Here is a 21902-nt window from a genome sequence, read left to right as displayed (position 1 = left end):
ACCCATGGTCCTCCTCCATCGGTTCTCGGCAACGTAAGACAGGAGCCCCTCACGATGTCCGAAACGAACGCGGGTCATCCCGGCGCGCAAGACGTCCTCTCCGGTGACCACCGCTCCGCGCACCTCCTCGCCGAGAACGTGCACTGCGTGCTCGGCGACCGGACGGTGCTGCGCGATGTCTCGCTGAAGGTGTCCCGGGGCGAGCGGGTAGGCCTGATCGGCGAGAACGGCCGGGGCAAGTCGACGTTGCTGCGCGCCATCGCCGGTGAACTGCCGCTGCAGCGAGGTCAGGTCGTGCGGGCGGTCGCGGGACAGGTGGGGTTCCTGCCGCAGGAGCCCGGCTTCCTGGCCGGTGCCACCGTCGACGACGTGCTCGCGCGGGCGACCGCCGAGTTCCGTGACATGACCGAACGCATGCGCGCAGCCGAACAGTTGATGTCATCGGGCAAGGACGACCTGAGCGAGGTGCTCGGTGAGTACGGGCGGCTCCAGGACGAGTTCGCCCGACGCGGTGGCTGGGAACTCGACGCCCGGGTCGGCGAGGTGTTGGACGCCTTCGGTCTCGGCGCCCTGGACCGGCTACGGCCCACCGAGACCCTGTCGGGCGGTGAGCGATCCCGCCTGGCGCTCGTCGAACTGGTCCTCGCCGAACCGGCCGGGCTGCTCCTCGACGAGCCGACGAACCACCTCGACGACCGCGCGGTGGACTGGCTCGTCCCGTGGCTGGCCCAGTACCAGGGGCCCTGCCTCATCGCGTCGCACGACCGCGTACTGCTTGACACCGCCGTCACCGCCATCGTCGACCTGGACGGCCCTCGCGGCACCACCGTGCGCTACGGCGGCGGCTACCGCGACTACCTCGACGAACGCGCCGCGGCGCAAGCACGCTGGTGGCAGCAGTACCGCGACTGGCGCCAGGAACTGGCGGAGACCCGGCGACGGCTCGACAAGGCCGGCAGGTCCGGCCGCACCTTCGGCGGGATGCGGGACAGCGACAAGCTGTCCTACAACCTCGCCGGAGGCGCTGCCCAGGCCGCCGCGGCCCGCGCGACGCGCGCGGCTCGGCAGCAACTGGGGCGGCTCCTTGACGAGGAAGTGCGGCGCCCGCCCCAGCCACTGGCCTTCACGGCGCCGGAGAGCGAGGGTGCCGAGCCGCCCGGCGGCGTGCTTCTGCGGGCCGAAGGCCTGGTCGTCGGCGATGTCGTGCGTGGCGTGGACCTGGAGCTCGCTCCTGGTTCGCTGCACGTGATCACGGGACCGAACGGCGCGGGCAAGTCCACGCTCCTGTCCGTCCTGGCAGGCCTTCGGGCCCCCGACGCGGGGACGGTCGTACGTGGACCGGGGCTGCGCATCGGGTACTTGCCACAGGAGAGCGACTTCTTCCACGAGCGGCGCGGCGTACTGGACACCTTCGCCGCACACCGCGCCGCCTACGTCGACGACGCCGCGCGGGAACTGACCCGGTTCGGTCTGTTCGGGATCGCGGACTTCGACGTTCCGGTGAACCGGCTTTCCGTCGGCCAGCTGCGAAGGCTCGAACTCGCGCTGCTGTTCTCACGGCGCCCCAACCTCCTGCTGCTCGACGAGCCCGGCAACCACCTCAGCCTGGCGCTCGTCGAGCAACTACAGGAAGCCGTGCGGCGGTTCACGGGACCGGTGGTGATGGTCACTCACGACCGAGCCCTGCGCGAGCACCATCGCGAGAGCCTGCTGGAGCTGGCCGAAGGGCGGCTGATCCGGCCGGTCTAGTTGTCCACGTCCCCGTAGGCCGTGCCGACCTTGAGTCCGTCGACCCAGTTGATGACGCGCTTGTCCTTGACCTCGGAGCCGTAGGAGCCGAACCGGGTGTCGTTGCCCAGATCGTCCCAGGTGCGACCGGAGAACTCGGCGACCTTGGTGCCGTTGTAGAAGGCCGTCACCCAGCCGTCGGTGGCGTCGGACGAGGTGTGGATGCCGAGCACGATGCGCTTGTACGTACTGGTCGTGACGGGTGTCGACCACTTGAGCGTCCACTTCTCGCCGACCTCGATGTGGAACAGCTTGAGCACGCCGCCCTCGACCTTCATCAACACCGGGTAGTTCTGCTGGTGTTGATCGTTGGTGCCGTACGACTTCCACTGGAAGATCGTGCCCGCGTCCGGGGTGTTGGTGGAGGTGTCCCAGCCGATCCAGTACGTCGAGTTGTTCTTGAACGTGTACCGCGAACCGCCGACGCTGATCCCGTGGGCCTCGCAGCGCTGGAGGCCGAGCGGCTTGTTGAACTTGAAGACCTGGCCGCGGCCGTCGCCGTTGTCCTGTGTGGAGACGCTGCCCGGGGAGTCGCAGAGGGTCGATGAGAACACTCCGGTCCCTCCCGAGGCGTCCCCGTCCCAGATGACGGAGGCGTCGGCGGGAGCGGCGGTGAGCAGGACCAGGGAAGAGGCGGCGGCCGTGAGCGCGCCGTTTCGCTTGCGCATGTGGGGGCTCCTTGCGAGTGGGGGGAAGGGGCTCGCGTGGCTGTGTGCCATCCGTGCGACGGGTGGAGGGTAAACGGTTTCTAGCATGGCTGTGACTGAACACTCAATAGGGAAGTGCCAGTTGAGCGTCGTGACATAGAAACCGGTATCTGTCGCAAGCCGGTCCGTCGGGGGTGGTGACGTCGCGCCATCGTGCCTCTAACATCCGATGTACCCGTCCCCATGTCTCCCTCGTGACGCGCAAGCCGCTCAGAAGGGCTCTTAACGTCCGATGAATCAAGCGAACCTGGGGCAGTTGCAGAGGAGATTCGTGATGCGCAAGGTGATCGGCGTCATGCTCGCCCTCCTGCTCGCCGCCGGAGCAGCAGTGGCAAGCCCTCCCCCCGCGGTCGCCACGCAGGCGGACCGGGCCGGCGGCCCACATACGCAAGGCATCCCCGGCGAGATCGAGCCCAGCGACGACAAGGACCTCGCGGCCTGGCAGCGGCTCCAGTTCGGGATGTTCATCCACTGGGGGCTGTTCTCCGAGCTGGGAGGCGTGTGGAAGGGTGAGCCGGTCACCAAGGGCTACAGCGAACAGATCCAGATGTGGGCCGACCTCTCCGAGAAGGAGTACCTGGAAGTGGCCGAGCGGTTCCGGCCCGACCGGTTCGACCCCGCGGAGATCTGCTCCCTCGCGAAGCAGGCGGGGATGCGCTACGTGGTCATCACCAGCAAGCACCACGACGGATTCTCCATGTTCGACACCGACACCACCGGCTACGACGTCGTCGACGCGACCCCCTACGGCAAGGACCCGCTGAAGGCGCTCGCGAACGAATGCCGCAGCCAGGGGCTGAAGTTCGGCTTCTACTTCTCGCTCGTCGACTGGCACCAAGGCCATGACTTCGACGGCGACAACAACAATCCGATCCCCGCATCGATGGAGCCGGTCATCGAGGGGCAGCTCCGTGAGCTGATGACGAAGTACGGCGACATCGCCGAGGTGTGGTTCGACATGTCCTCGCCCACCGCCGCTCAGAGTCGGAAATTCGCCGGGATCGTCCGTGAACTCCAGCCGAAGGCAGCGATCAACAGCCGGGTGTGGAACAACAAGGGCGACTTCCGCACACTCGGCGACAACGAGATTCCCGCGGTGGCGCTCGACGGCGCCTGGCAGACGCCCGCGTCGATCTACCACGACACCTGGGGCTACCGCAGCTGGCAGAAGCGGGACGACCTGCCCGGCAAGATCAGGGACCTTATCGGCGGACTGACCGGCGTGCGCGCCCGTGGCGGCAACTACCTGCTCAACATCGGCCCGCGCGGCGACGGTTCGGTCGTGGAGTTCGAGGCGGACGTCCTGCGCGGCATGGGCGACTGGCTGGAACGTCACCCCGACGCCGTACTCGGCGCATCGGCCACCCGCTTCGGGGGTCAGCCCTGGGGCGAGGTCACTGTCAACGACCGCGATCTGTTCCTGCACGTGTCCAAGTGGCCCAAGTCCGGTGAGCTTCGGCTGCCGGGCCTGGCCACCTCCGTACGCGAGGTCCACGAGGACGGCTCGAAGGACCGGCTCGACTGGCGTCGGGACGGGGACGACCTCGTCGTGACGCTGCCCAAGAGCCCGCGCGACGATGTGCTGCCCGTCGTGAAGGTCGAACTCGGCGGCAAGCTTCGGATCATTCCGGAGCACACGGTCGCCCTCGGCCCGGACAAGGCCGCCGTCCTGGACGCCGCCGACATCGAGCACGGCTACAGCTACGCGGACGACGGCAGCTATTCGAGCACCCACCGGACCACAGTGCGGCACACCGGCCACATCAGCGCCACCCGGGCCGAGCGGCTTTCGGTGGCGGTCCGGGGCGAGGCGAGGCCGGAGGCGGTCTACCGGGTTCAGGTCGGCAGGCACTCCCGGGTGGTGAAGGGCGCGGACCTGACCCGGCGCGCCGTCGGCCCCTTCGCCGTACGAGGAGGGAAGGTGACCCCCGTGACGATCACCCTGGCAGCGCCGGAGCACGCGGGGGAGGAACTCGGCCTGCGCCTGGACTCGTTGCTGGTCACAGCCGGGTGAGGGTCATCCGAGTACGAGTGGGAGTTTCGCGGCCAGGCCTTCAGGGCCGCCCAGTTCGGTCTGTTCCGCGTCGGTGGGGGCGCGCCGTCCGGTGCCGATGAGCAGCGCGTCCGTGTCGGAGAACGACGCGGGGAACGCGGCGCCGGCGATCTCCTCCAGCATCTCGCGGCTCCGGGCGAGGCCCTCCGCGGGCGGTCCGGCCACGTGCGGGAGGTGCGCGATCAGGTCGAGGTGGTGCAGGGTCCATTCCATGACGTACGTCATGAGGTAGTCGCCCGCGGTGAGGACCTCGTCGCGGGTGCTCACCCGGGCGCCGGGATCGGCGAGTTCGGCGGCGCGGCCCGCGGCGGAGCCGACGTCGTCGAGGTGGAACTTGAGCAGCCAGGGCTCCTCGTACGCGGCGGCGAGGCGGACGGTCAGCGCGTCGAGCGGGTCCTCACCGGTCGGCGGCGTAGTGGTGACGTCCCAGTAGGTCAACGCGGTACGGGTCGGCTCCCTGTCGGCGGGGGTCACGAGGGTGATCAGAACGTCCTGGGCGTCGATGACGAGATGGCACGCCAGGTCCCGCACGAGCCACCCGGTGCAGCCGGAGGGGCGTGCGAAATCCGCGTCCGGGAGTTCGGCTACGGCCGTGCGCAGTGCCGTCCATGAGCGCGAGAAGAGATCCACGCCGCAAAGGTAGTGCGGTGCCACAGAGCCGGACAACCGCATTTGAGGCGCCTCACGTGGCCGGGCCGGGCCGTTCGGTGCCGGACTCGCCCCTCCTTCCATGGGGAACGGTCCCGCCGAGCCACGGCTCCAACTCGCGCCGCGTGACCCGTAGCACCTCCTCCCTGGACAGCTCGTCGGCCCGCTCGACCACGGCGAGCCCCCACCCCTTCCGACGGACCGCGCCAAGTGCCACCGCACGCTCGCGCAGTAGGTACCGCACTGCCGAAGCGACGTCGGTCACCGGAGGGGTCACCTCATAGCGGGAGAGCTTTCCGACGAACCAGTCGAGCCACTGCTCGCCTTCTCTGTTCGCGGCCCGGGGGAGCGCGGACGCGGCATTCCCATCGAGGAAGACCATGACCGGGCCGACCGGCGCGAGCACCTCGGTGAGGTCGGTCATGAACGCGTCGATCGCTTCTTCGCCGTGCCCCATGGCCAGCAGTGTCGGTACGTACGGCACCAGCGCGTCCGCGACCACCACGTCGTCGCCGCTCGCCACGACGGCGTGGACGAATTCCGCGGTCGCCGCGGTCAGCGTCCCCAGGCCGACCGTGCCGGTCGCCTTGAATTCCTCAGCCACCGCGGCGTACTGCGGCCGGGTCAGGATCTCCTCCTCGTGGAAGTGGTCCACCCGCAGTCCCGTATCGCTCAGCCAGCGGGCAAGCCCGCCACACAGCGTCGACTTGCCCATTCCGGGAGATGCCCCGCACACCGAGATCAGTAGCGTCATGCCCGCCGACCCTACGCCGACGGCCCCCGGCCCCCATGGGGCCACCTGGCCGGTGCCCGAACGCGGCCGGACAGTAGAGTTCGAGTGCGCCAGCCCCCGAAGACCGAGGTACCGTCCGTGACCCCCGCACCCACCACACCCCCCCTCCCGCCTGCAGTGAGCGTGGTGGGCATCGGAGCCGACGGGTGGGCGGGACTGCCCGACGCGGCGCGCACGGAACTCACCGGGGCCCAGGTCCTGATCGGCGGTCGGCGCCAACTGGACCTACTCCCTTCGCGGTGCACGGGACGGCGCGTGCCGTGGCCCTCGCCGCTGAGGCCCGCGGTTCCGGGCCTGCTCGCCGCGCACGCGGGCAGCAAGATCGCCGTCCTGGCCAGCGGCGATCCGATGTTCTACGGAATCGGCCGGGCTCTCACCGAGGTCCTCGGCCCCCAGGGGCTGCGCATCCTGCCCCACCCGTCCTCCGTGTCCTACGCCTGCGCCCGCGTCGGCTGGCCGCTGGAGGACACCGAGGTCATCACGCTGGTCGGGCGGCCCGCCGCCCGCCTCGCCGCGGCCCTGCACGACGGCCGACGGCTCCTTGTGCTCAGCGCCGACGCCTCCACACCCGCCGTGGTCGCCGCGCTGTTGCGCGAACACGGCTTCGGACCGAGCCCGGTCCGCGTCCTCGAACAGCTCGGCGGCGAGGGCGAGGCGTACGTCGAAGGAATCGCGGGCACCTGGGCACATCCGCCCGGGGACCCGCTGAACGTCATCGCGATCGAATGCCGACGCGCCCCCGACGCCCCGCGCATCGGCGCCGTCCCCGGACTGCCGGACGACGCGTACGAGAACGACGGGCAGCTCACCAAGCGCCACGTCCGGGCCGCCACCCTCGGCGTCCTCGCACCGGCACCCGGAGAGCTGCTGTGGGACATCGGCGGCGGATCGGGGTCCGTGGCGATCGAGTGGATGCGGACCCACCCCTCCTGCCGGGCGGTCACCGTGGAGCGCGACCCGGCACGGGCGCGGCGCATCGAGCGCAACGCCGCGCACCTCGGGGTGCCCGCCCTGCGCGTGATCACCGGCCGGGCACCTGACAGTCTGGCCGAACTGCCCACGCCCGACGCCGTGTTCATCGGGGGCGGCCTCACCGCTCCCGGCCTTCTCGACGCCTGCTGGGAGGCGCTGCCCGTCGGTGGCCGCCTGGTCGCCAACACCGTCACGCTGGAGTCCGAGGCGCTGCTCGCCGAGCGGTACCGCCGACACGGCGGTGACCTGGTCCGCCTCGCCGTCGCGCACGCCGTGCCCGTCGGCGGCTTCACCGGCTGGCGCCAGGCCATGCCGGTCACCCAGTGGTCCGTACGCAAACCGTCGACGACCCCGAGCCCGACCCCCACCGCGGAACGCTCAGCAGAAGCCCCCGCGGAACCCTCAGGAGACAACAGATGACCGTGTACTTCATCGGCGCGGGGCCCGGCGCGGCCGACCTGATCACGGTGCGCGGCGCCCGCACGCTCGCCGCCTGCGGGGTGTGCCTGTACGCGGGCAGTCTGGTGCCCCGCGAACTGCTCGCCGAGTGTCCGAAGGACGCCCGCCTGATCGACACCGCGCAACTGGACATCGACCAGATCACCGCCGAGCTCGTCACCGCGCACGAGCAGGGCCACGACGTGGCCCGTCTGCACTCGGGCGACCCTTCCGTCTTCAGCGCCGTCAACGAGCAGATGCGGCGCCTCGACGAGGCGGGAGTGCCCTATGAAGTGGTGCCGGGCGTGCCCGCGTTCGCGGCCGCCGCGGCGGCGCTCAAGCGGGAGCTGACGGTGCCGACCGTCGGCCAGACCGTCATCCTCACCCGGATCGCCAACCGGGCCACCGCGATGCCCGAGGGCGAGGACCTGGCCACGCTGGGACGCAGCGGTGCCCTGATCGTGCTCCACCTGGCCGCCAAGTACGTGGACCGCGTGGTCGAGGAACTCCTGCCGCACTACGGGGCCGACTGTCCGACGGCCGTCGTGGCCCTTGCCTCCCGGCCGGACGAGCTCATCCTGCGCGGGCCCCTCGACGAGATCGCGGAGCAGGTGAAGGCGGCGGGTGTGATCCGTACCGCCGTCATCATGGTGGGCCGCACGCTGGGCGCCGAACAGTTTCGGGACAGCCATCTCTACTCGCCGGGGCGCGAGCGCCACGCCTGCCAGTGACCTTTCGTTTCTGGCCGAATCGGTGCCATCGCGGACCGGTCCGGTGAAGCGCCCCCGGCGCGAGCGGCCTCGGCCATACCGTGGGCGGACATGTGCAGGGGGAGCGGGCTCACGGGTGGGGCGGGCGTGGAGTGGCCCCAGTCGTCGCGGTCCGTGCGGGTCGGCGTCGCCAGGATGGACGGCCGGAGCACGATCCGCGTGGCCGGGGAGCTGGACGTAGCCTCCGTGCCGGTCCTGGCCCGCGAGCTGGACCGCGCCGTGGAGGAATCCGCCGGCCGCGTGCTGCTGGACCTGAGCCGGGTGACGTTCTGCGGGACGGAGGGAGTGGCCCTGCTCCTCGACACCCGCCTGCGGGCCGCCGCCGCGGGCGGCGGCCTGGTGGTGGAGCGGGCCCACAGTTCGGTGCTGCGCCCGCTTCTGCTGAGCGGGGACGAAGAGGGCCGCCGGATCGCCCGGGAACTGGCGACGACGCCGCTGTCGGAGAACGACCGGCGCCTGCGGCTGTCCGTGGTGTCGGCGGCGCTTTCGGCCGCGTTCGAGATCACCGGGGCGCCGATGGGCAACGCCCAGCTCTACGAGCCCGCGGGCGGCGTGCTGCGGATCGTGGCCCAACACGGCTTCCACCACCCGTTCCTGAGCTACTTCGAGACGGTGGCCGACCGGGAGACCGCCTGCGGGGTGGCCGCACAGGACGGCAAACCAGTCCTCGTCGATGAGGTGGCCGCCTCCCCGGTCTTCCTCGGCACCCCGGCCCTTGACGTGCTGGAGGAGGCCGGTGTCGGCTCGTGCGTCTCGGTACCGATCGCCTCCGGAGCCGGCGCGCTGATCGGTGTGGTGTCCGTGCACCACGAGCAGGCGAGGCGGTGGACGGACGAGCAGCGCCGCGCCCTGGAAGGACTCGCCCGCGCCGCCCTCTTCCTCTGCTGACAGCGGCCACCGGACTCCCTCAGCGCACGCTGCTGCGCCCGACGACCGTACCCGCCCGGTCGATGCAGATGACGTCCACCTCGACCGGCGCGCCCCGCAGCACCGCCAGCGCCTCGTCACGCGCCGCCACGGCCACCAGATCCCCGAGCGGGACACCTCGCGCCTGGCACAACTGAAGCGCGGCGAGACCCGTGTTGGCGACTTCCACCTCCGCCGCCAGGGCCTCGTCCGCGCCGCCGCGCCGGGCGAGGGCGGCCAGGAACGGCTTGTCGACCTGGGAGCGGGCCGAGTGCAGGTCGAGGTGTCCGGCGGCGAGCTTCGACAGTTTCGCGAACCCGCCGCACACCGTCAGGCGGTCCACCGGGTGCCGCCGCACGTACTTGAGCACCGCGCCCGCGAAGTCCCCCATGTCAAGGAGCGCGATCTCAGGAAGGCCGTACTCGGCCACCACCGTCTTCTCGGAGGTCGAGCCCGTGCAGCCCGCCACGTGCGCATGCCCGGCGGCGCGTGCCACGTCCACGCCGCGGCGGATCGAGTCGATCCACGCCGAGCAGGAGTACGGCACCACGATGCCGGTGGTGCCCAGGATCGACAGGCCGCCCAGGATGCCGAGGCGAGGGTTCCAGGTGGAGCGGGCGATCTCCTCGCCGTGGTCCACGGAGACCGTGATCTCGACGTCTCCCGAACCCCGGTGCTCCGCGGCGACCCGAGCGATGTGGTCGCGGATCATCTGGCGCGGCACGGGATTGACGGCCGGTTCGCCGACGTCGAGCGGCAGCCCCGGCAGGGTGACCGTGCCCACGCCGGGCCCCGCCCTGAAGACCACACCCGAACCCGGCGGAAGCCGCCGCACGGTGACCCGTACGAGGGCGCCGTGCGTCACGTCGGGGTCGTCGCCCGCGTCCTTGACCACTCCCGCCGTCGCCCGCCCCTCGGCCAGCTCCTCCACCGCGAGGGCGAAGGCCGGTGTCTGGCCCTTGGGCAGGGTGATGGTGACCGGGTCGGGGAAGTCGCCGCCGAGCAGGGCCGTATAGGCGGCCGTGGCCGCCGCGGTGGCACAGGCACCGGTCGTCCAGCCGGGCCGCAGACCGGTGTGCTTGAGTTGGGCGCTGCGCCCGCCCTTCGCCTCACCCATGGATGGATCCGATGCACGTACTGGTACTCGGCGGGACGACGGAGGCCCGCCACCTCGCCGAGAGCCTCGTGGAGGCTCTTCCCGCCACGGCGAGGGTGACCAGCTCACTGGCCGGACGGGTGGCAAGCCCGAAGCTGCCGCCGGGCGGCGTGCGCGTGGGCGGCTTCGGCGGAGCCGACGGCCTGGCCGCATGGCTGCGTACGCACCAGGTGAGCGCGCTCATCGACGCCACCCATCCTTTCGCCGAGACGATCAGTTTCAACGCGGCCGCTGCCGCCGCTGCCGCCCATGTTCCCCTGCTCGCGCTGCGTCGGCCCGGCTGGGTGCCGGGCGGAGGCGACGCCTGGCACACGGTCGGCTCCCTGGCCGAGGCGGCCGACGCACTGCCCGCGCTGGGGCAGCGTGTCTTCCTCACCACGGGGCGCATGGGCCTTGCCGCCTTCGCCGCTCTGGACCAGCTGTGGTTCCTGATGCGTTCGGTGGACGCCCCGGACGCACCGCACCCCGCGCGGATGGAGGTCCTGCTCGACCGCGGCCCGTTCACCTTGGAGGGTGAGCGTGACCTGATCCGCCGCCATCGCATCGACGTGGTCGTCACGAAGGACAGCGGCGGCGCCGCCACCGCCCCCAAGCTGGCCGCGGCCCGCGAGGCACGGATCCCGGTGGTCGTGGTGCGCCGGCCGCCGGTGCCCGATGGCGTGACCGTGGCCGGCACTCCGGAGCAGGCCCTGGCCTGGCTGCGCGCGCCCGGCGGCGGCCGGGCCTAGCAGCACCGAAGGCTCAGTCCTCCGGGTAACGGCGGGGCGTCCATACGATCTGCTGTCCGTCGCCCCGATGCTCCCAGCGGGTCTGCGAGGACCCGACGAGCAGGACCGTGCGCATGTCGACTTCGGCCGGATCGAGATCGGCGAGCCGCACGGTCCGTACGCTCTCGGTCGGTCCCCCGACATCCCGGCCGAGCACCACGGGCGTGTCCGGCGAGCGGTGTTCGAGCAGCAGATCCCGGGCCTTGCCGACCTGCCAGGTCCGGCTGCGGGAGCCCGGGTTGTACAGCGCGAGCACCAGATCGGCTGCCGCCGCTGCCCGCAGCCGCCGCGCGATGACCTCCCACGGCTTGAGCCGGTCCGAGAGCGAGATCGTGGCGTAGTCGTGGCCCAGCGGAGCACCCGCGCGGGCGGCGGCCGCGTTGGCCGCCGTCACCCCCGGCAGCACCCGCACCGGCAGATCCGCGTACTGCTTCTGCGAGGCCACCTCAAGGACGGCCGTCGCCATGGCGAAGATGCCCGGGTCGCCGCCGGAGACCACGGCCACGCGCCGTCCGCGCCGCGCGAGATCCAGGGCGAACTCGGCGCGCTCCGACTCGACCTTGTTGTCCGAGCCGTGCCGCACCTGGCCCGGACGGACCGGCACCCGGTCCAGGTAGGTGGTGTAGCCGACCAGGTCGTCGGCGGCGGCCAGCACGCCACGGGTCTCGGGCGTGAGCCACAGCGGCCCGGCGGGACCGGTACCGACCACGGCCACCTCGCCGGCTTCCGGGGCGCGCTCGGGCCGGGGCGCGTCGATCCTGCTGGGCAGGACCGCGACCGCGAAGTACGGCACCGTGTCGGCGTCGACGGCGGCCAGCTCGTCGGTACGCTCGCCTGCCATCGTGGCGCGCTCGACGTAGTGGGCCTCGGGCAGCCGCCCGGAGGTCTCGAAGGCGCGGCGCACCGCGGGGAACGTACGCCCAAGCTTCATCACCACCGCCGCGTCGGTGGCGGCGAGACGGGCGGTCAGCTCCTCCTCCGGCAGGGTGCCGGGCAGGATGGTGAGGACCTCCTCGCCCTCGGCGAGCGGAGTGCCGAGCCGGGCGGCGGCGGCGCTGACGGAGGTGACTCCGGGGATCACCTCGGTGGGGTAGCGGTCGGCGAGCCGCTTGTGCATGTGCATGTACGAGCCGTAGAAGAGCGGGTCGCCCTCCGCGAGGACGGCGACCGTACGTCCCGCGTCGAGATGCACCGCGAGGCGGGCCGCCCCCTCGGTGTAGAAGTCCTCCATCGCACCCCGGTAGCCACCGGGGTGGTCGGTCGTCTCCGTCGTGACGGGGTAGACCAGCGCTTCCTCGATGTGGTCGGCGCGCAGGTGCTCGGCCGCGATGGACCGCGCGATCGACCGTCCGTGCCGGGCGCTGTGATAGGCGACGACATCGGCCTCGGCGATGACCTCCACCGCGCGCAGCGTCATGAGGGCCGGATCGCCGGGGCCGAGCCCGACGCCGTACAGGCGGCCTGTCTTGTGCTCGCTCACGCTCATTCTTCCTCGCTGGCGATCGCGTTGAGTGCGGCGGCCGCGATGGCGCTGCCGCCCCGGCGGCCCCGCACGATCATGTGTTCAAGGCCCGACGGGTGCGCGGCCAGGGCGTCCTTGGACTCCATGGCGCCGACGAAGCCGACGGGCACACCGATGACGGCGGCGGGGCGCGGTGCGCCCTCCTCGATCATTTCGAGCAGGCGGAACAGGGCGGTGGGCGCGTTGCCGACGGCTATCACCGCGCCCTCCATCCGGTCGCGCCACAGTTCGAGGGCGGCGGCGCTGCGGGTGGTGCCGAGCTCGGCGGCCAGTGCGGGCACCGACGGGTCGGACAGGGTGCACACCACGTCGTTGTCCGCGGGCAGCCGCTTGCGGGTGACGCCGCTCGCGACCATGGCCACGTCGCACAGGATGGGGGCGCCGGCACGCAGGGCCTCGCGGGCGCGGGCCACCACGTCCGGGGTGAAAGCGAGGTCGCGTACGAGGTCGACCATGCCGCAGGCGTGGATCATGCGGACCGCGACCTGGCTCACGTCGGCGGGCAGGCCCGCCAGATCCGCTTCCGCGCGGATCGTGGCGAAGGACTGGCGGTAGATCGCCGGTCCGTCCTTCTCGTACTGGTGCACAGTGCGTTCGCTCTCTTGATAGGGCATGGAACAGTCAGGTGTCGCTGGGTCGTTCATGTCGTGTCAGCCGCGGGCCGCGGCCACGGCGGCGGCGAGCCCGCCGGAGCTGCCGGGGACGGCCGCCGCAGCGCCGCGTTCCGCGCCGTGTACGCGGGAGATCTCATGGCCGTCGGGAGTGGCGACGACATCGACCCACTCCCCGTGGGGGTGACCGCACCGACGTTCGCAGCCGGACCAGTACACGGGCAGCGCCCCCACCGGCCCCAGGGCCGCCGTCGCCGCCGCGCGTACGTCGTCCAGGGACTTGGCGCAGCCCGGCCGACCGATACAGGCCCCCACCCCGGTCCAGGGCGAGTCGGATCCGACGATGAGCCCGGCGGCCCGCAGATCCTCCAGGAGTCGCGCGGCCTCTCGCCGCTCGACTCCCGGCAGGACGACCCCGCGCCAGGGGGTCAGCCGCAGCTCGCCGCTGCCGAGGTGGCGGGCGGTGTCCGTCAGCGTCTGCCACTGGGGTGCGCTGACGCGTCCCAGGGGGAGGCCGAGGGACAGCGCCGCCCTGTCGTGCTCGTCGCGTTTGCCGCGGGGGCCGGGCACGATGCCGAGGGCGGGGGCGCCCGGGCCCTGGGGGAGCGGGGCGGTGGCGAGGGTGGGGCTGAACCCGGCCTGCCGCAACCGGCGTACGACCGTGTCGAGGAGGGGGCCGGTGCCTCCGGGCAGATCAGTCACCCGCCAGGCGCCCGCGTCGGGTGCCTGCTCCAGGAAGGACTCCGCCGCTATGAGGGCGGCTCGCGGTGCCGGCGCGGCAGGTATCAGGACCGCGTCCCGCGCCGGGCCGATCCGCAGCAGTGCGCCTTCGTCGCCGCGCGCCGTCAGCGTCACGTCACCGCCCAGCGCACCCACGTCGCCCCGGCCGTCGTCGAGCGCGAACAAGAACCGGCCGGACAGAGCGGCGGCCTTGTCGCTGGTGCACAGCAGTTCGTCCAGAGCGGACAGCCACGGGCGGATGTCCCGCTCTCCTTGACCGTCGAGCCCCGAGAGCGGTGAAGCCACCACGTTGCGCGCCCGCTCATGGCGTTCGGAGGGCAGAAGACCCGATCCGCCCAGGAGATGGGCCAGTTCGCTCCCGCGGTCCGCGCGCAGACCGCGCAGCTGCACATTGCCGCGTGATGTGAGATGCAACTCGCCATCTCCAAGGCGCTCGGCCAGATCCCGCAGCACGTCCGCCTGCCCCACGCCCAGCAGCCCGCCCGGAACGCGGACACGGGCCAGCGCCCCGTCGTCCGCCCGGTGCAGCCGAAGCGTCCCGGGGCAGGAGTCACCGCGGCTGCGGGCAGACTCGTGGCCCGGGAGCGCTGGCGAGGGGACCGATGGGGGCATGGCGGCGAGCATACCGACCTATCGCAGCAGGTCCGCCTGCCCCCCGGTAGTTGCCCGGCCCTTAGTATTCCTAGCGACGGGCCAACCGGCCCGTCGTCGCCACAGACGGCGACAAGGGGAGGAAGCCCGGTGCGAATCCGGCGCGGTCCCGCCACTGTGAGCCCGGTCCTGGTGCCGGGTGAGTCAGGAACTCCCTTCCCCGAGCTCTCGTCCGCTCGAGCAGGGGAGACGCCATCGACACCACCCGGGGCGTGGACACCCCGAGGAAGGCCCGACGCCGCATGATCCTGCTCCTGTCGACGTCCGACACCGACCTGCTCAGCGCCCGCGCCGCAGGCGGACCGATCGCCTACCGCTACGCGAACCCCTCCCGGCTCCCGCTCGAGGACCTTCCGCAGCTCCTGGACGGCGCCGACCTGGTCGTCGTACGTCTGCTCGGCGGAGTGCGCGCCTGGCAGGAGGGCCTCGACCAAGTCATCGCCACCGGACGCCCCGTGGTCGTCCTGACCGGCGAACAGGCCCCCGACGCCCAGCTGATGGCCGCATCGACCGTCCCCATCGGCCTTGCCGCCGAAGCCCACGCCTACCTGGCCCACGGCGGCCCCGGCAACCTGGAGCAGCTGGCCCGGTTCCTCTCCGACACCGTCCTGCTGACGGGCCACGGCTTCGAACCGCCCGCCCCCGCGCCCTCGTGGGGCCCGCTGGAGCGCACCGCCCGTCAGGTCCAGGGACCGACCGTCGCGGTGCTCTACTACCGCGCCCACCACATGAGCGGCAACACCGCCTTCATCGAGGCCCTGTGCCGCGCCGTCGAGGACGCCGGAGCCCGCCCGCTACCGCTGTACGTCGCCTCGCTGCGCACCCCCGAGCCCGAACTCATCGACGAACTGCGGGCCGCCGACGCGATCGTGACCACGGTCCTCGCGGCAGGCGGCACACGGCCCGCCGAGGCCTCGGCGGGCGGCGACGACGAGTCCTGGGACGCGGGCGCCCTCAGCGGCCTCGACGTCCCCATCCTCCAGGCGCTCTGCCTCACCAGCTCGCGCAGCGACTGGGAGGACAACGACGAGGGCGTCTCCCCGCTGGACGCGGCGAGCCAGATCGCGGTCCCGGAGTTCGACGGCCGACTGATCACGGTGCCGTTCTCGTTCAAGGAGATCGACGAGGACGGACTTCCCGCGTACGTGGCAGACGCCGAGCGCGCGGCCCGCGTGGCCGGCGTCGCCGTACGGCACGCGCGGCTGCGCCACATCCCTGCCGCCGACAAGCGCATCGCGCTCGTCCTGTCCGCGTACCCGACCAAGCACTCCCGGATCGGCAACGCGGTCGGCCTCGACACCCCCGCGAGCGCCGTCTCGCTGCTGCGCCGGCTCCGGGCCGAGGGATACGACTTCGGTACGGACGAGGTGCCGGGGCTTGCCTCCGGCGACGGTGACGAGCTGATCTACGCGCTGATCGAGGCCGGCGGCCACGACCAGGAGTGGCTCACCGACGAGCAGCTGGCCCGCAATCCCGTCCGCATCCCGGCGGCCGACTACCGCCGCTGGTACGCCACCCTCCCCGCCGAGCTCCGCGAGTCCGTGGAGCAGCACTGGGGCCCCGCCCCCGGCGAGATGTTCGTGGACCGGTCCCAGAACCCGGAGGGCGACATCGTCCTCGCCGCCCTGCGCCGCGGCAACCTGCTCATCCTCATCCAGCCGCCGCGGGGCTTCGGCGAGAACCCGATCGCGATCTACCACGACCCCGATCTGCCGCCCTCGCACCACTACTTGGCCGCCTACCGCTGGATCGCCGCCTCCGCCGACGACAACGGCTTCGGCGCCGACGCGATGATCCACCTCGGCAAGCACGGCAACCTCGAATGGCTGCCCGGCAAGAACGCGGGCCTGTCCGCCGCCTGCGGCCCCGACGCGGCGCTCGGCGATCTGCCCCTGATCTACCCGTTCCTGGTCAACGACCCGGGAGAGGGCACGCAGGCCAAGCGGCGGGTCCACGCCACCCTCGTGGACCACCTCGTACCGCCGATGGCCCGCGCCGACAGCTACGGCGACATCGCCCGTCTCGAACAACTCCTGGACGAGCACGCCCAGATCGCCGCGATGGACCCGGCGAAGCTGCCCGCGATCCGCGCCCAGATCTGGACCCTGATCCAGGCCGCCAAGCTCGACCACGACCTGGGGCTGAAGGACCGCCCGGAGGACGAGGGCTTCGACGAGTTCATCATGCATCTCGACGGCTGGCTCTGCGAGATCAAGGACGCCCAGATCCGCGACGGCCTCCATGTCCTGGGCGGCGCCCCGGCCGGTGCCGACCGCGTCAACCTGGTCCTCGCGATCCTGCGCGCCCGTCAGATCTGGGGCGGCACGGCATCCTTGCCCGGCCTGCGCGAGGCGCTGGGCCTCGACGAGTCGGCGGCCACCCGCACCAGCGCCGACGAGGTCGAGGAGCAGGCACGCGCGCTGGTCCAGGCGATGGAGGACGCGGACTGGGCCCCGGACGCGGTGGCGGGAGTTGCCCAAGGCCACCCGCGGTCCGTCGCCGACATCCTCGACTTCGCCGCGAGCGAGGTCGTACCGCGCCTAGCAGCCACGACCGACGAACTGGACCACGCCGTCCACGCGTTGGAGGGTGGCTTCGTCCCGGCAGGGCCCTCGGGATCCCCGCTGCGCGGCCTTGTCAACGTCCTGCCGACCGGCCGCAACTTCTACTCCGTCGACCCCAAGGCGGTGCCGTCGCGCCTCGCCTGGGAGACCGGCCAGGCCCTGGCCGACTCGCTCCTGGAGCGCTACCGCACCGACAACGGCGACTGGCCCACCTCGGTGGGCCTCTCCCTGTGGGGTACGAGCGCCATGCGCACCGCCGGTGACGACATCGCCGAAGCGCTCGCCCTCCTGGGCATCCGCCCGGTCTGGGACGACGCCTCGCGCCGCGTCACGGGCCTCGAGGTGATCCCCGCGGAAGAGCTCGGCCGCCCGCGCATCGACGTCACCCTGCGCATCAGCGGCTTCTTCCGCGACGCCTTCCCGCACACCATCGGCCTCCTGGACGACGCGGTCCGCCTTGCCGCGTCGCTGGAGGAGCCCGACGAGGCGAACTTCGTCCGCGCCCACGCGCAGGCCGACCTGGCGGCCCACGGCGACGAGCGCCGCGCCACCACCCGCATCTTCGGCTCCCGCCCCGGCACCTACGGCGCGGGCCTGCTCCAGCTCATCGACTCCCGCGACTGGCGCACCGACGCCGACCTCGCCGAGGTCTACACGGTGTGGGGCGGCTACGCCTACGGCCGTGAGCTCGACGGGCGTCCGGCGCGGGAGGAGATGGAGACGGCGTACAAGCGCATCGAGGTCGCGGCGAAGAACACCGACACCCGCGAGCACGACATCGCCGACTCGGACGACTACTTCCAGTACCACGGCGGCATGGTGGCCACGGTCCGCGCGCTGAAGGGCAGCGCCCCGGAGGCGTACATCGGCGACTCGACCCGGCCCGAGACGGTCCGCACCCGCACCCTGGTCGAGGAGACCTCCCGTGTCTTCCGGGCCCGCGTGGTCAACCCCAAGTGGATCGAGGCGATGCGCCGCCACGGCTACAAGGGGGCCTTCGAGCTGGCCGCGACGGTCGACTACCTCTTCGGGTACGACGCGACGACGGGCGTGGTCGCCGACTGGATGTACGACAAGCTCACCGAGACGTACGTCCTGGACCCGACCAACCGTGAATTCCTTCAACAGGCCAACCCCTGGGCCCTGCACGGAATCGCCGAGCGCCTTCTGGAGGCGGAGTCGCGCGGCATGTGGGCCAAGCCCGATCCGGCCGTGATCGAGGCCCTGCGCCAGGCGTACCTGGAGACGGAAGGCGACCTGGAGGGCGAGGACTGAGCACCGGCCTCCGGCCCGTGAACGAGGGGAGGGCCCCGTCCCGGCACCGGGACGGGGCCCTCCCCTCGTCGTCATCGCTCTGTACTACTGCGGGAGCGTGGCCCGGATCGCGGAGATGTCGAACTGCAGCCGGACCTTCTCGCTCACCATGGCGCCACCCGTCTCTAGGCGCTGGTTGTAGACCAGTCCCCAATCGGTGCGGTCGATGGTGGTGGTGCCGTCGAAACCGGCCCTCTCGAAGCCGAACGGGTCCACGACCGAGCCGAGGTAGTCGAGTTGCAGCTCGACGGGCCGGGCGACACCTCTGATGGTCAGCTCCCCGGCCATGCGGAAGGTCTCGCCGCCCTCATGGACCGTGGAGGTGCTGCAGAACGTCATCTCCGGGTGGCGGCGCGCGTCGAAGAAGTCGGCGCCTATGAGGTGCGTGTCCCGCTGTTCCACACCGGAGTCGACGCTGGCGACCTTGATGACGATCTCGGCCCGCGATTCGGAGGGCCGGGCACCGTCGAAGTACAGCGAGCTTTCGTAGTCGGCGAAGGCACCTCGCACCGTCGTGACCATCGCGTGCCGTACGGAGAACCCGATGCGACTGTGCGGGCGGTCAATGGTCCACTGCCCGGTCAGCGCACGGAGCGCCGGATCGAGCGCGGCATCGCCCGCCGCTGGGAGAGGCGAACCGGGGCCCATTGAAGGCGTCGGCTCGAGGGTCGCGGCCTGGCGACGGCTGAAGATACCCATGATGCGTCGTCTCCTTGGATTTGATCACTCCGTGTTATCACGCCGTTGACAGGTGGCGCTCAGCAAGATGGGAGGTCTCGTCCGGGTTCCATGGCACTGACTGCAAAGATGCACAAGATCGGCACGGATGTGGAGGCACGGGTGGATCGCCCGGCATCACTCAGGGTCACAGCGATGTCGGTCCGCATGCGGACGGCCGTGCCGGGTACCAGGCTGGGCTCGATGACCTGCTGATCGGAATGGAGCCGCTGCATGGCCGGCGAGGGCGGAGGGCAGGGGGCGGAAGCCGCGGCCCAGGGGCGGTTCGAGCGTGCGCGGCGATGGTGGCGACGGGCGCGGGGGATCCCTGGCTACGAGCGGCACACGCTGCTCCTGGCCCTCAAGAGCACGTTGGCCGCGACCCTGGCCTGGGTGGTCTCCTACTACCTGCTCGACGCACCGTCCCCGGCGTTCGCCCCGTTCTCCGCGGTGCTGATCATGCAGGTGACGGTGTACCAGTCCCTGCTGCAGTCGCTGCGCTACCTGGCGGCGGTGACGGCCGGCGTGGCCATGGTCGCGGTCCTGGGGTTCCTGGGCGGACCCGATCTGCTGACGTTCGTCCTCGTCGCGCTGGTGGGCCTGTCCATCGGGCGCTGGCCCGCGCTCGGCGCGCAGGGGGCGCAGGTCCCCACCGCGGCGTTCTTCGCCTTCTCCACCTATGCCTCCGCCACGTCCGTGACCGAAAAGGCCACCCAGCTCGGGCAGATCGTCCTGCTGGTCCTCATCGGCTGCGCCATCGGCGTCGTCGTCAACGTCACGGTGGCCCCGCCGATGCGCTACCGCAGCGCCGAATACGGGATCCGCTCACTGTCCACCGCTCTGGGCGAGCTGGTGAGCGACATGTACCCGGTGCTGCGCGAGGGAGAGTTGAACGAGGAGACCTGTCGGCAGTGGCGTTGGCGAGCCGAGCAGACCGGAGGGCTGATCACACAGGCGCGGGACGGTTTCCGTACCGCGGAGGAGAGCCTCTACTTCAACCCGCGCCGCCTGCTGCGCAGATACCGGGGCCGGACTTCCTTCGAGGGGTACGGAGCGGTCCTCGAAGCCCTCGAACGTTCGCTGTACCAAGTGGCGTCGCTGACGCGCAGCCTGCACCAATGGCACGAGGAGGAGGGGGACCGGCACGACGACCTGGCCTTCCTCCGGGGCTACGCCGACTTCCTGGAAACCCTCACGAAGATCGCCCAGGTGCTCGGCGAGCTGGACGAGGACTCCCTCTCCGAGCAGGCCCGACAGATGTGCCGCCTGGCCGACCAGGCCCAGGGATGCTGTCGGAACGTGGCCGACGGAGCGAGCAGGGCGGGCCTGCCGCTGACCGACCCGGCTCGCCCGTACGGAGTCCTCGTCGTCGAGTCCAGCCGCCTCATGGAGGAGTTCCAGCACGTCTGCGATGTGCTTCAACGGCACGTCGACCAGAACGCGTGACTCGGTTAGGGCTGATCCAAGTGGGAACCCCTCAGCACGGGATCACCACGAGCAGAGGTACAGGTGCCGGTAGATGGAAGTGACAGCCGCGGACGTCGGGTACGCCTGCGTGGGGATCGGCGCCCTGCTCGCGGCGGTCCTGCCCAGACTGGTGGCCCGGCAGCCGATGTCCATGCCGATGGTCTTCCTGGCCGTGGGGTTCCTCGTCTGTCTGCTGCCGACCGGACTGCCCGAGCTGGATCCCCACCAGCACCGGGCGTGGGTGGAGCACCTCACCGAGGTGATCGTGATCGTGGCCCTGATGGGGGCCGGTCTCGCGATCAACAGACCGTTCGGCCGCCGGTCCTGGTCCACCGCCTGGCGCCTGCTTGGCATCACCATGCCTCTGACCGTGGTGGCCACCGCCCTGGTCGCCCGGGGTCTTGTGGGCTGGCCGCCGGCCGTCGCCCTGCTCCTCGGCGCCGTTCTCGCACCGACCGACCCCGTGCTCGCCGCGGAGGTACGGGTCGGTGAGCCGACGGATGCCGAGAACGACGAGGACGAGGTGCGCTTCGCCCACACCGGTGAAGCGGGCCTCAACGACGGCCTCGCTTTCCCGTTGGTCCTCGCGGCCCTCGCGATGTTCGCGGCGCCGGAAAAGGGCTGGTCCGGCGAGTGGGTGGGCCACTGGCTGTGGAGCGACGTGGCGGTACGCGTCACGGTGGGCGTGGCGGTCGGCCTGCTGATCGGCCGGCTTCTCGGCTGGATGTTCTTCCGGGCGGGCTGGGAAGCGCTCCGTCTCTCCGAGCACAGGGAGGGTTTCGTCGCGCTTGCGGCGACCTTCATCTCGTACGGCCTCACGGAAGTGCTGCACGGTTACGGGTTCCTCGCCGTGTTCACGACGGCTTGCGCGATCCGGTCCGCCGAGCGCGCGCACGGGTACCAGGTGGTGATGCACACCTTCATGGAACAGGTGGAGCGGCTGCTCACGGCCGGTGTGCTGTTCCTCATCGGGGGGTTCATCGCCGGCGGCGGTCTCTCCGCCCTCACCTTGGGCAGCGCGATGACGGCCGTCCTCGTACTGCTCGTGATCCGTCCGCTGACGGGCTGGCTGGCCCAGTTGCGGGGGAGGACCACCCTGAGGGAACGCGCGATGACCTCCTTCTTCGGCGTCCGGGGGATCGGCTCCGTCTTCTACCTGGCGTATGCGCTGGGAGAGGGGGAACTTCAGTCGTACGACGAGGAGTTGTGGTCGGTGGTGACGTTCGTCGTCCTGCTGTCGGTGATACTGCACGGGGCCGCGGCCTCGCCCGTGCTGAGGCGCCTGGACAGATCCGGCTACCGCTGACGGCCGGGCAG

The 21902-nt window shown here is 71.4% G+C and carries 17 protein-coding genes and 1 riboswitch; of the genes, 9 read left to right on the top strand and 8 right to left on the bottom strand.

Annotated elements, in window-relative coordinates; all coding sequences use genetic code 11:
• The first annotated feature begins 54 nt into the window (after positions 1–54).
• The gene (locus ACFVXC_RS38295) at positions 55–1749 is read left to right on the top strand and encodes an ABC-F family ATP-binding cassette domain-containing protein (RefSeq protein WP_389915496.1); all 1695 of its coding nucleotides are present in this window, start codon (positions 55–57) and stop codon (positions 1747–1749) included.
• Here ACFVXC_RS38295 and ACFVXC_RS38290 read toward each other — a convergent pair.
• The gene (locus ACFVXC_RS38290; protein WP_389915493.1) at positions 1746–2456 is read right to left on the bottom strand and encodes a hypothetical protein; all 711 of its coding nucleotides are present in this window, start codon (positions 2454–2456) and stop codon (positions 1746–1748) included. The two genes, ACFVXC_RS38295 and ACFVXC_RS38290, sit on opposite strands and share 4 nt — an antisense overlap.
• Positions 2457–2769: 313 nt before the next feature.
• Here ACFVXC_RS38290 and ACFVXC_RS38285 point away from each other — a divergent pair, with 313 nt between their 5' ends.
• On the top strand, positions 2770–4509 hold the full coding sequence (locus ACFVXC_RS38285; RefSeq protein WP_389915490.1) for an alpha-L-fucosidase: 1740 nt from the start codon (positions 2770–2772) through the stop codon (positions 4507–4509).
• Positions 4510–4512: 3 nt separating this feature from the next.
• On the opposite strand, the gene ACFVXC_RS38280 is transcribed toward ACFVXC_RS38285, so the two are convergent.
• Together ACFVXC_RS38280 and ACFVXC_RS38275 are read right to left on the bottom strand one after the other, a co-directional pair.
• Positions 4513–5178 carry a maleylpyruvate isomerase N-terminal domain-containing protein gene (locus ACFVXC_RS38280; protein ID WP_389915488.1) on the bottom strand — a complete coding sequence of 222 codons (666 nt, stop codon included), beginning with the start codon at positions 5176–5178 and terminating at the stop codon, positions 4513–4515.
• Between the two features lie 52 nt (positions 5179–5230).
• On the bottom strand, positions 5231–5950 hold the full coding sequence (locus ACFVXC_RS38275) for a hypothetical protein (protein ID WP_389915486.1): 720 nt from the start codon (positions 5948–5950) through the stop codon (positions 5231–5233).
• Positions 5951–6106: 156 nt separating this feature from the next.
• On the opposite strand from ACFVXC_RS38275, the gene cbiE reads away from it, so the two are divergent.
• From cbiE to ACFVXC_RS38260, 3 genes are all read left to right on the top strand, one after another.
• Entirely contained in the window at positions 6107–7381 is a 1275-nt protein-coding gene (gene cbiE / locus ACFVXC_RS38270) for a precorrin-6y C5,15-methyltransferase (decarboxylating) subunit CbiE (protein ID WP_389915682.1), read from the top strand.
• The gene (gene cobM, locus ACFVXC_RS38265; RefSeq protein WP_389915484.1) at positions 7378–8130 is read left to right on the top strand and encodes a precorrin-4 C(11)-methyltransferase; all 753 of its coding nucleotides are present in this window, start codon (positions 7378–7380) and stop codon (positions 8128–8130) included. Before cbiE ends, cobM begins: the two co-directional genes overlap by 4 nt.
• A 90-nt stretch (positions 8131–8220) precedes the next feature.
• On the top strand, positions 8221–9057 hold the full coding sequence (locus ACFVXC_RS38260; RefSeq protein ID WP_389915482.1) for a GAF domain-containing protein: 837 nt from the start codon (positions 8221–8223) through the stop codon (positions 9055–9057).
• A gap of 19 nt (positions 9058–9076) precedes the next feature.
• Here the strand turns inward: ACFVXC_RS38260 and ACFVXC_RS38255 are convergent, their stop codons facing one another.
• Entirely contained in the window at positions 9077–10192 is a 1116-nt protein-coding gene (locus tag ACFVXC_RS38255) for a cobalt-precorrin-5B (C(1))-methyltransferase (protein WP_389915480.1), read from the bottom strand.
• 11 nt (positions 10193–10203) lie between these two features.
• On the opposite strand from ACFVXC_RS38255, the gene ACFVXC_RS38250 reads away from it, so the two are divergent.
• Positions 10204–10959 carry a cobalt-precorrin-6A reductase gene (locus tag ACFVXC_RS38250; RefSeq protein WP_389915477.1) on the top strand — a complete coding sequence of 252 codons (756 nt, stop codon included), beginning with the start codon at positions 10204–10206 and terminating at the stop codon, positions 10957–10959.
• A gap of 13 nt (positions 10960–10972) precedes the next feature.
• Here ACFVXC_RS38250 and ACFVXC_RS38245 read toward each other — a convergent pair whose 3' ends face one another.
• The 3 genes from ACFVXC_RS38245 to ACFVXC_RS38235 all read right to left on the bottom strand — a co-directional run bounded on the left by ACFVXC_RS38245 (position 10973) and on the right by ACFVXC_RS38235 (position 14496).
• Positions 10973–12484, bottom strand: coding sequence for a precorrin-2 C(20)-methyltransferase (locus ACFVXC_RS38245; RefSeq protein ID WP_389915474.1), 1512 nt, complete (start codon positions 12482–12484; stop codon positions 10973–10975).
• On the bottom strand, positions 12481–13107 hold the full coding sequence (locus tag ACFVXC_RS38240) for a precorrin-8X methylmutase (protein ID WP_389915679.1): 627 nt from the start codon (positions 13105–13107) through the stop codon (positions 12481–12483). The genes ACFVXC_RS38245 and ACFVXC_RS38240 overlap by 4 nt, the downstream gene beginning before the upstream one ends.
• 63 nt (positions 13108–13170) lie before the next feature.
• A complete protein-coding gene (locus ACFVXC_RS38235) occupies positions 13171–14496 on the bottom strand; it encodes a precorrin-3B synthase (RefSeq protein WP_389915471.1) in 1326 nt (441 codons plus the stop codon).
• 48 nt (positions 14497–14544) lie between these two features.
• Positions 14545–14697, top strand: a riboswitch (cobalamin riboswitch).
• Positions 14698–14765: 68 nt separating this feature from the next.
• On the opposite strand from ACFVXC_RS38235, the gene cobN reads away from it, so the two are divergent.
• On the top strand, positions 14766–18362 hold the full coding sequence (cobN, locus tag ACFVXC_RS38230; protein ID WP_389915676.1) for a cobaltochelatase subunit CobN: 3597 nt from the start codon (positions 14766–14768) through the stop codon (positions 18360–18362).
• 84 nt (positions 18363–18446) lie between these two features.
• Here cobN and ACFVXC_RS38225 read toward each other — a convergent pair whose 3' ends face one another.
• The gene (locus tag ACFVXC_RS38225) at positions 18447–19100 is read right to left on the bottom strand and encodes a YceI family protein (protein ID WP_389915470.1); all 654 of its coding nucleotides are present in this window, start codon (positions 19098–19100) and stop codon (positions 18447–18449) included.
• A gap of 252 nt (positions 19101–19352) precedes the next feature.
• Between ACFVXC_RS38225 and ACFVXC_RS38220 the strand changes: the two genes are divergently transcribed.
• Positions 19353–20564 (top strand): aromatic acid exporter family protein, encoded by a 1212-nt coding sequence (locus ACFVXC_RS38220; RefSeq protein WP_389915467.1) that lies wholly within the window; start codon positions 19353–19355, stop codon positions 20562–20564.
• Positions 20565–20637: 73 nt separating this feature from the next.
• Positions 20638–21891 (top strand): cation:proton antiporter, encoded by a 1254-nt coding sequence (locus ACFVXC_RS38215; protein ID WP_389915464.1) that lies wholly within the window; start codon positions 20638–20640, stop codon positions 21889–21891.
• Positions 21892–21902: the final 11 nt, after the last annotated feature.

The sequence above is a fragment of the Streptomyces sp. NPDC058257 genome (assembly GCF_042881845.1).
In the GTDB taxonomy this organism is placed as follows: Bacteria; Actinomycetota; Actinomycetes; order Streptomycetales; family Streptomycetaceae; genus Streptomyces.
This window is presented reverse-complemented; position numbering and strand designations above follow the sequence as displayed.

What these genes read in the sequence shown, in the direction of transcription:
- ACFVXC_RS38295 (WP_389915496.1), top strand. Translation starts at nt 55, where the DNA reads ATGTCCGAAACGAACGCGGGTCATCCCGGCGCGCAAGACGTCCTCTCC.
- ACFVXC_RS38290 (WP_389915493.1), bottom strand. Translation starts at nt 2,456, where the DNA reads ATGCGCAAGCGAAACGGCGCGCTCACGGCCGCCGCCTCTTCCCTGGTC.
- ACFVXC_RS38285 (WP_389915490.1), top strand. Translation starts at nt 2,770, where the DNA reads ATGCGCAAGGTGATCGGCGTCATGCTCGCCCTCCTGCTCGCCGCCGGA.
- ACFVXC_RS38275 (WP_389915486.1), bottom strand. Translation starts at nt 5,950, where the DNA reads ATGACGCTACTGATCTCGGTGTGCGGGGCATCTCCCGGAATGGGCAAG.
- cobM (WP_389915484.1), top strand. Translation starts at nt 7,378, where the DNA reads ATGACCGTGTACTTCATCGGCGCGGGGCCCGGCGCGGCCGACCTGATC.
- ACFVXC_RS38260 (WP_389915482.1), top strand. Translation starts at nt 8,221, where the DNA reads ATGTGCAGGGGGAGCGGGCTCACGGGTGGGGCGGGCGTGGAGTGGCCC.
- ACFVXC_RS38255 (WP_389915480.1), bottom strand. Translation starts at nt 10,192, where the DNA reads ATGGGTGAGGCGAAGGGCGGGCGCAGCGCCCAACTCAAGCACACCGGT.
- ACFVXC_RS38250 (WP_389915477.1), top strand. Translation starts at nt 10,204, where the DNA reads ATGCACGTACTGGTACTCGGCGGGACGACGGAGGCCCGCCACCTCGCC.
- ACFVXC_RS38245 (WP_389915474.1), bottom strand. Translation starts at nt 12,484, where the DNA reads ATGAGCGTGAGCGAGCACAAGACAGGCCGCCTGTACGGCGTCGGGCTC.
- ACFVXC_RS38235 (WP_389915471.1), bottom strand. Translation starts at nt 14,496, where the DNA reads ATGCTCGCCGCCATGCCCCCATCGGTCCCCTCGCCAGCGCTCCCGGGC.
- cobN (WP_389915676.1), top strand. Translation starts at nt 14,766, where the DNA reads ATGATCCTGCTCCTGTCGACGTCCGACACCGACCTGCTCAGCGCCCGC.
- ACFVXC_RS38225 (WP_389915470.1), bottom strand. Translation starts at nt 19,100, where the DNA reads ATGGGTATCTTCAGCCGTCGCCAGGCCGCGACCCTCGAGCCGACGCCT.
- ACFVXC_RS38220 (WP_389915467.1), top strand. Translation starts at nt 19,353, where the DNA reads ATGGCCGGCGAGGGCGGAGGGCAGGGGGCGGAAGCCGCGGCCCAGGGG.
- ACFVXC_RS38215 (WP_389915464.1), top strand. Translation starts at nt 20,638, where the DNA reads ATGGAAGTGACAGCCGCGGACGTCGGGTACGCCTGCGTGGGGATCGGC.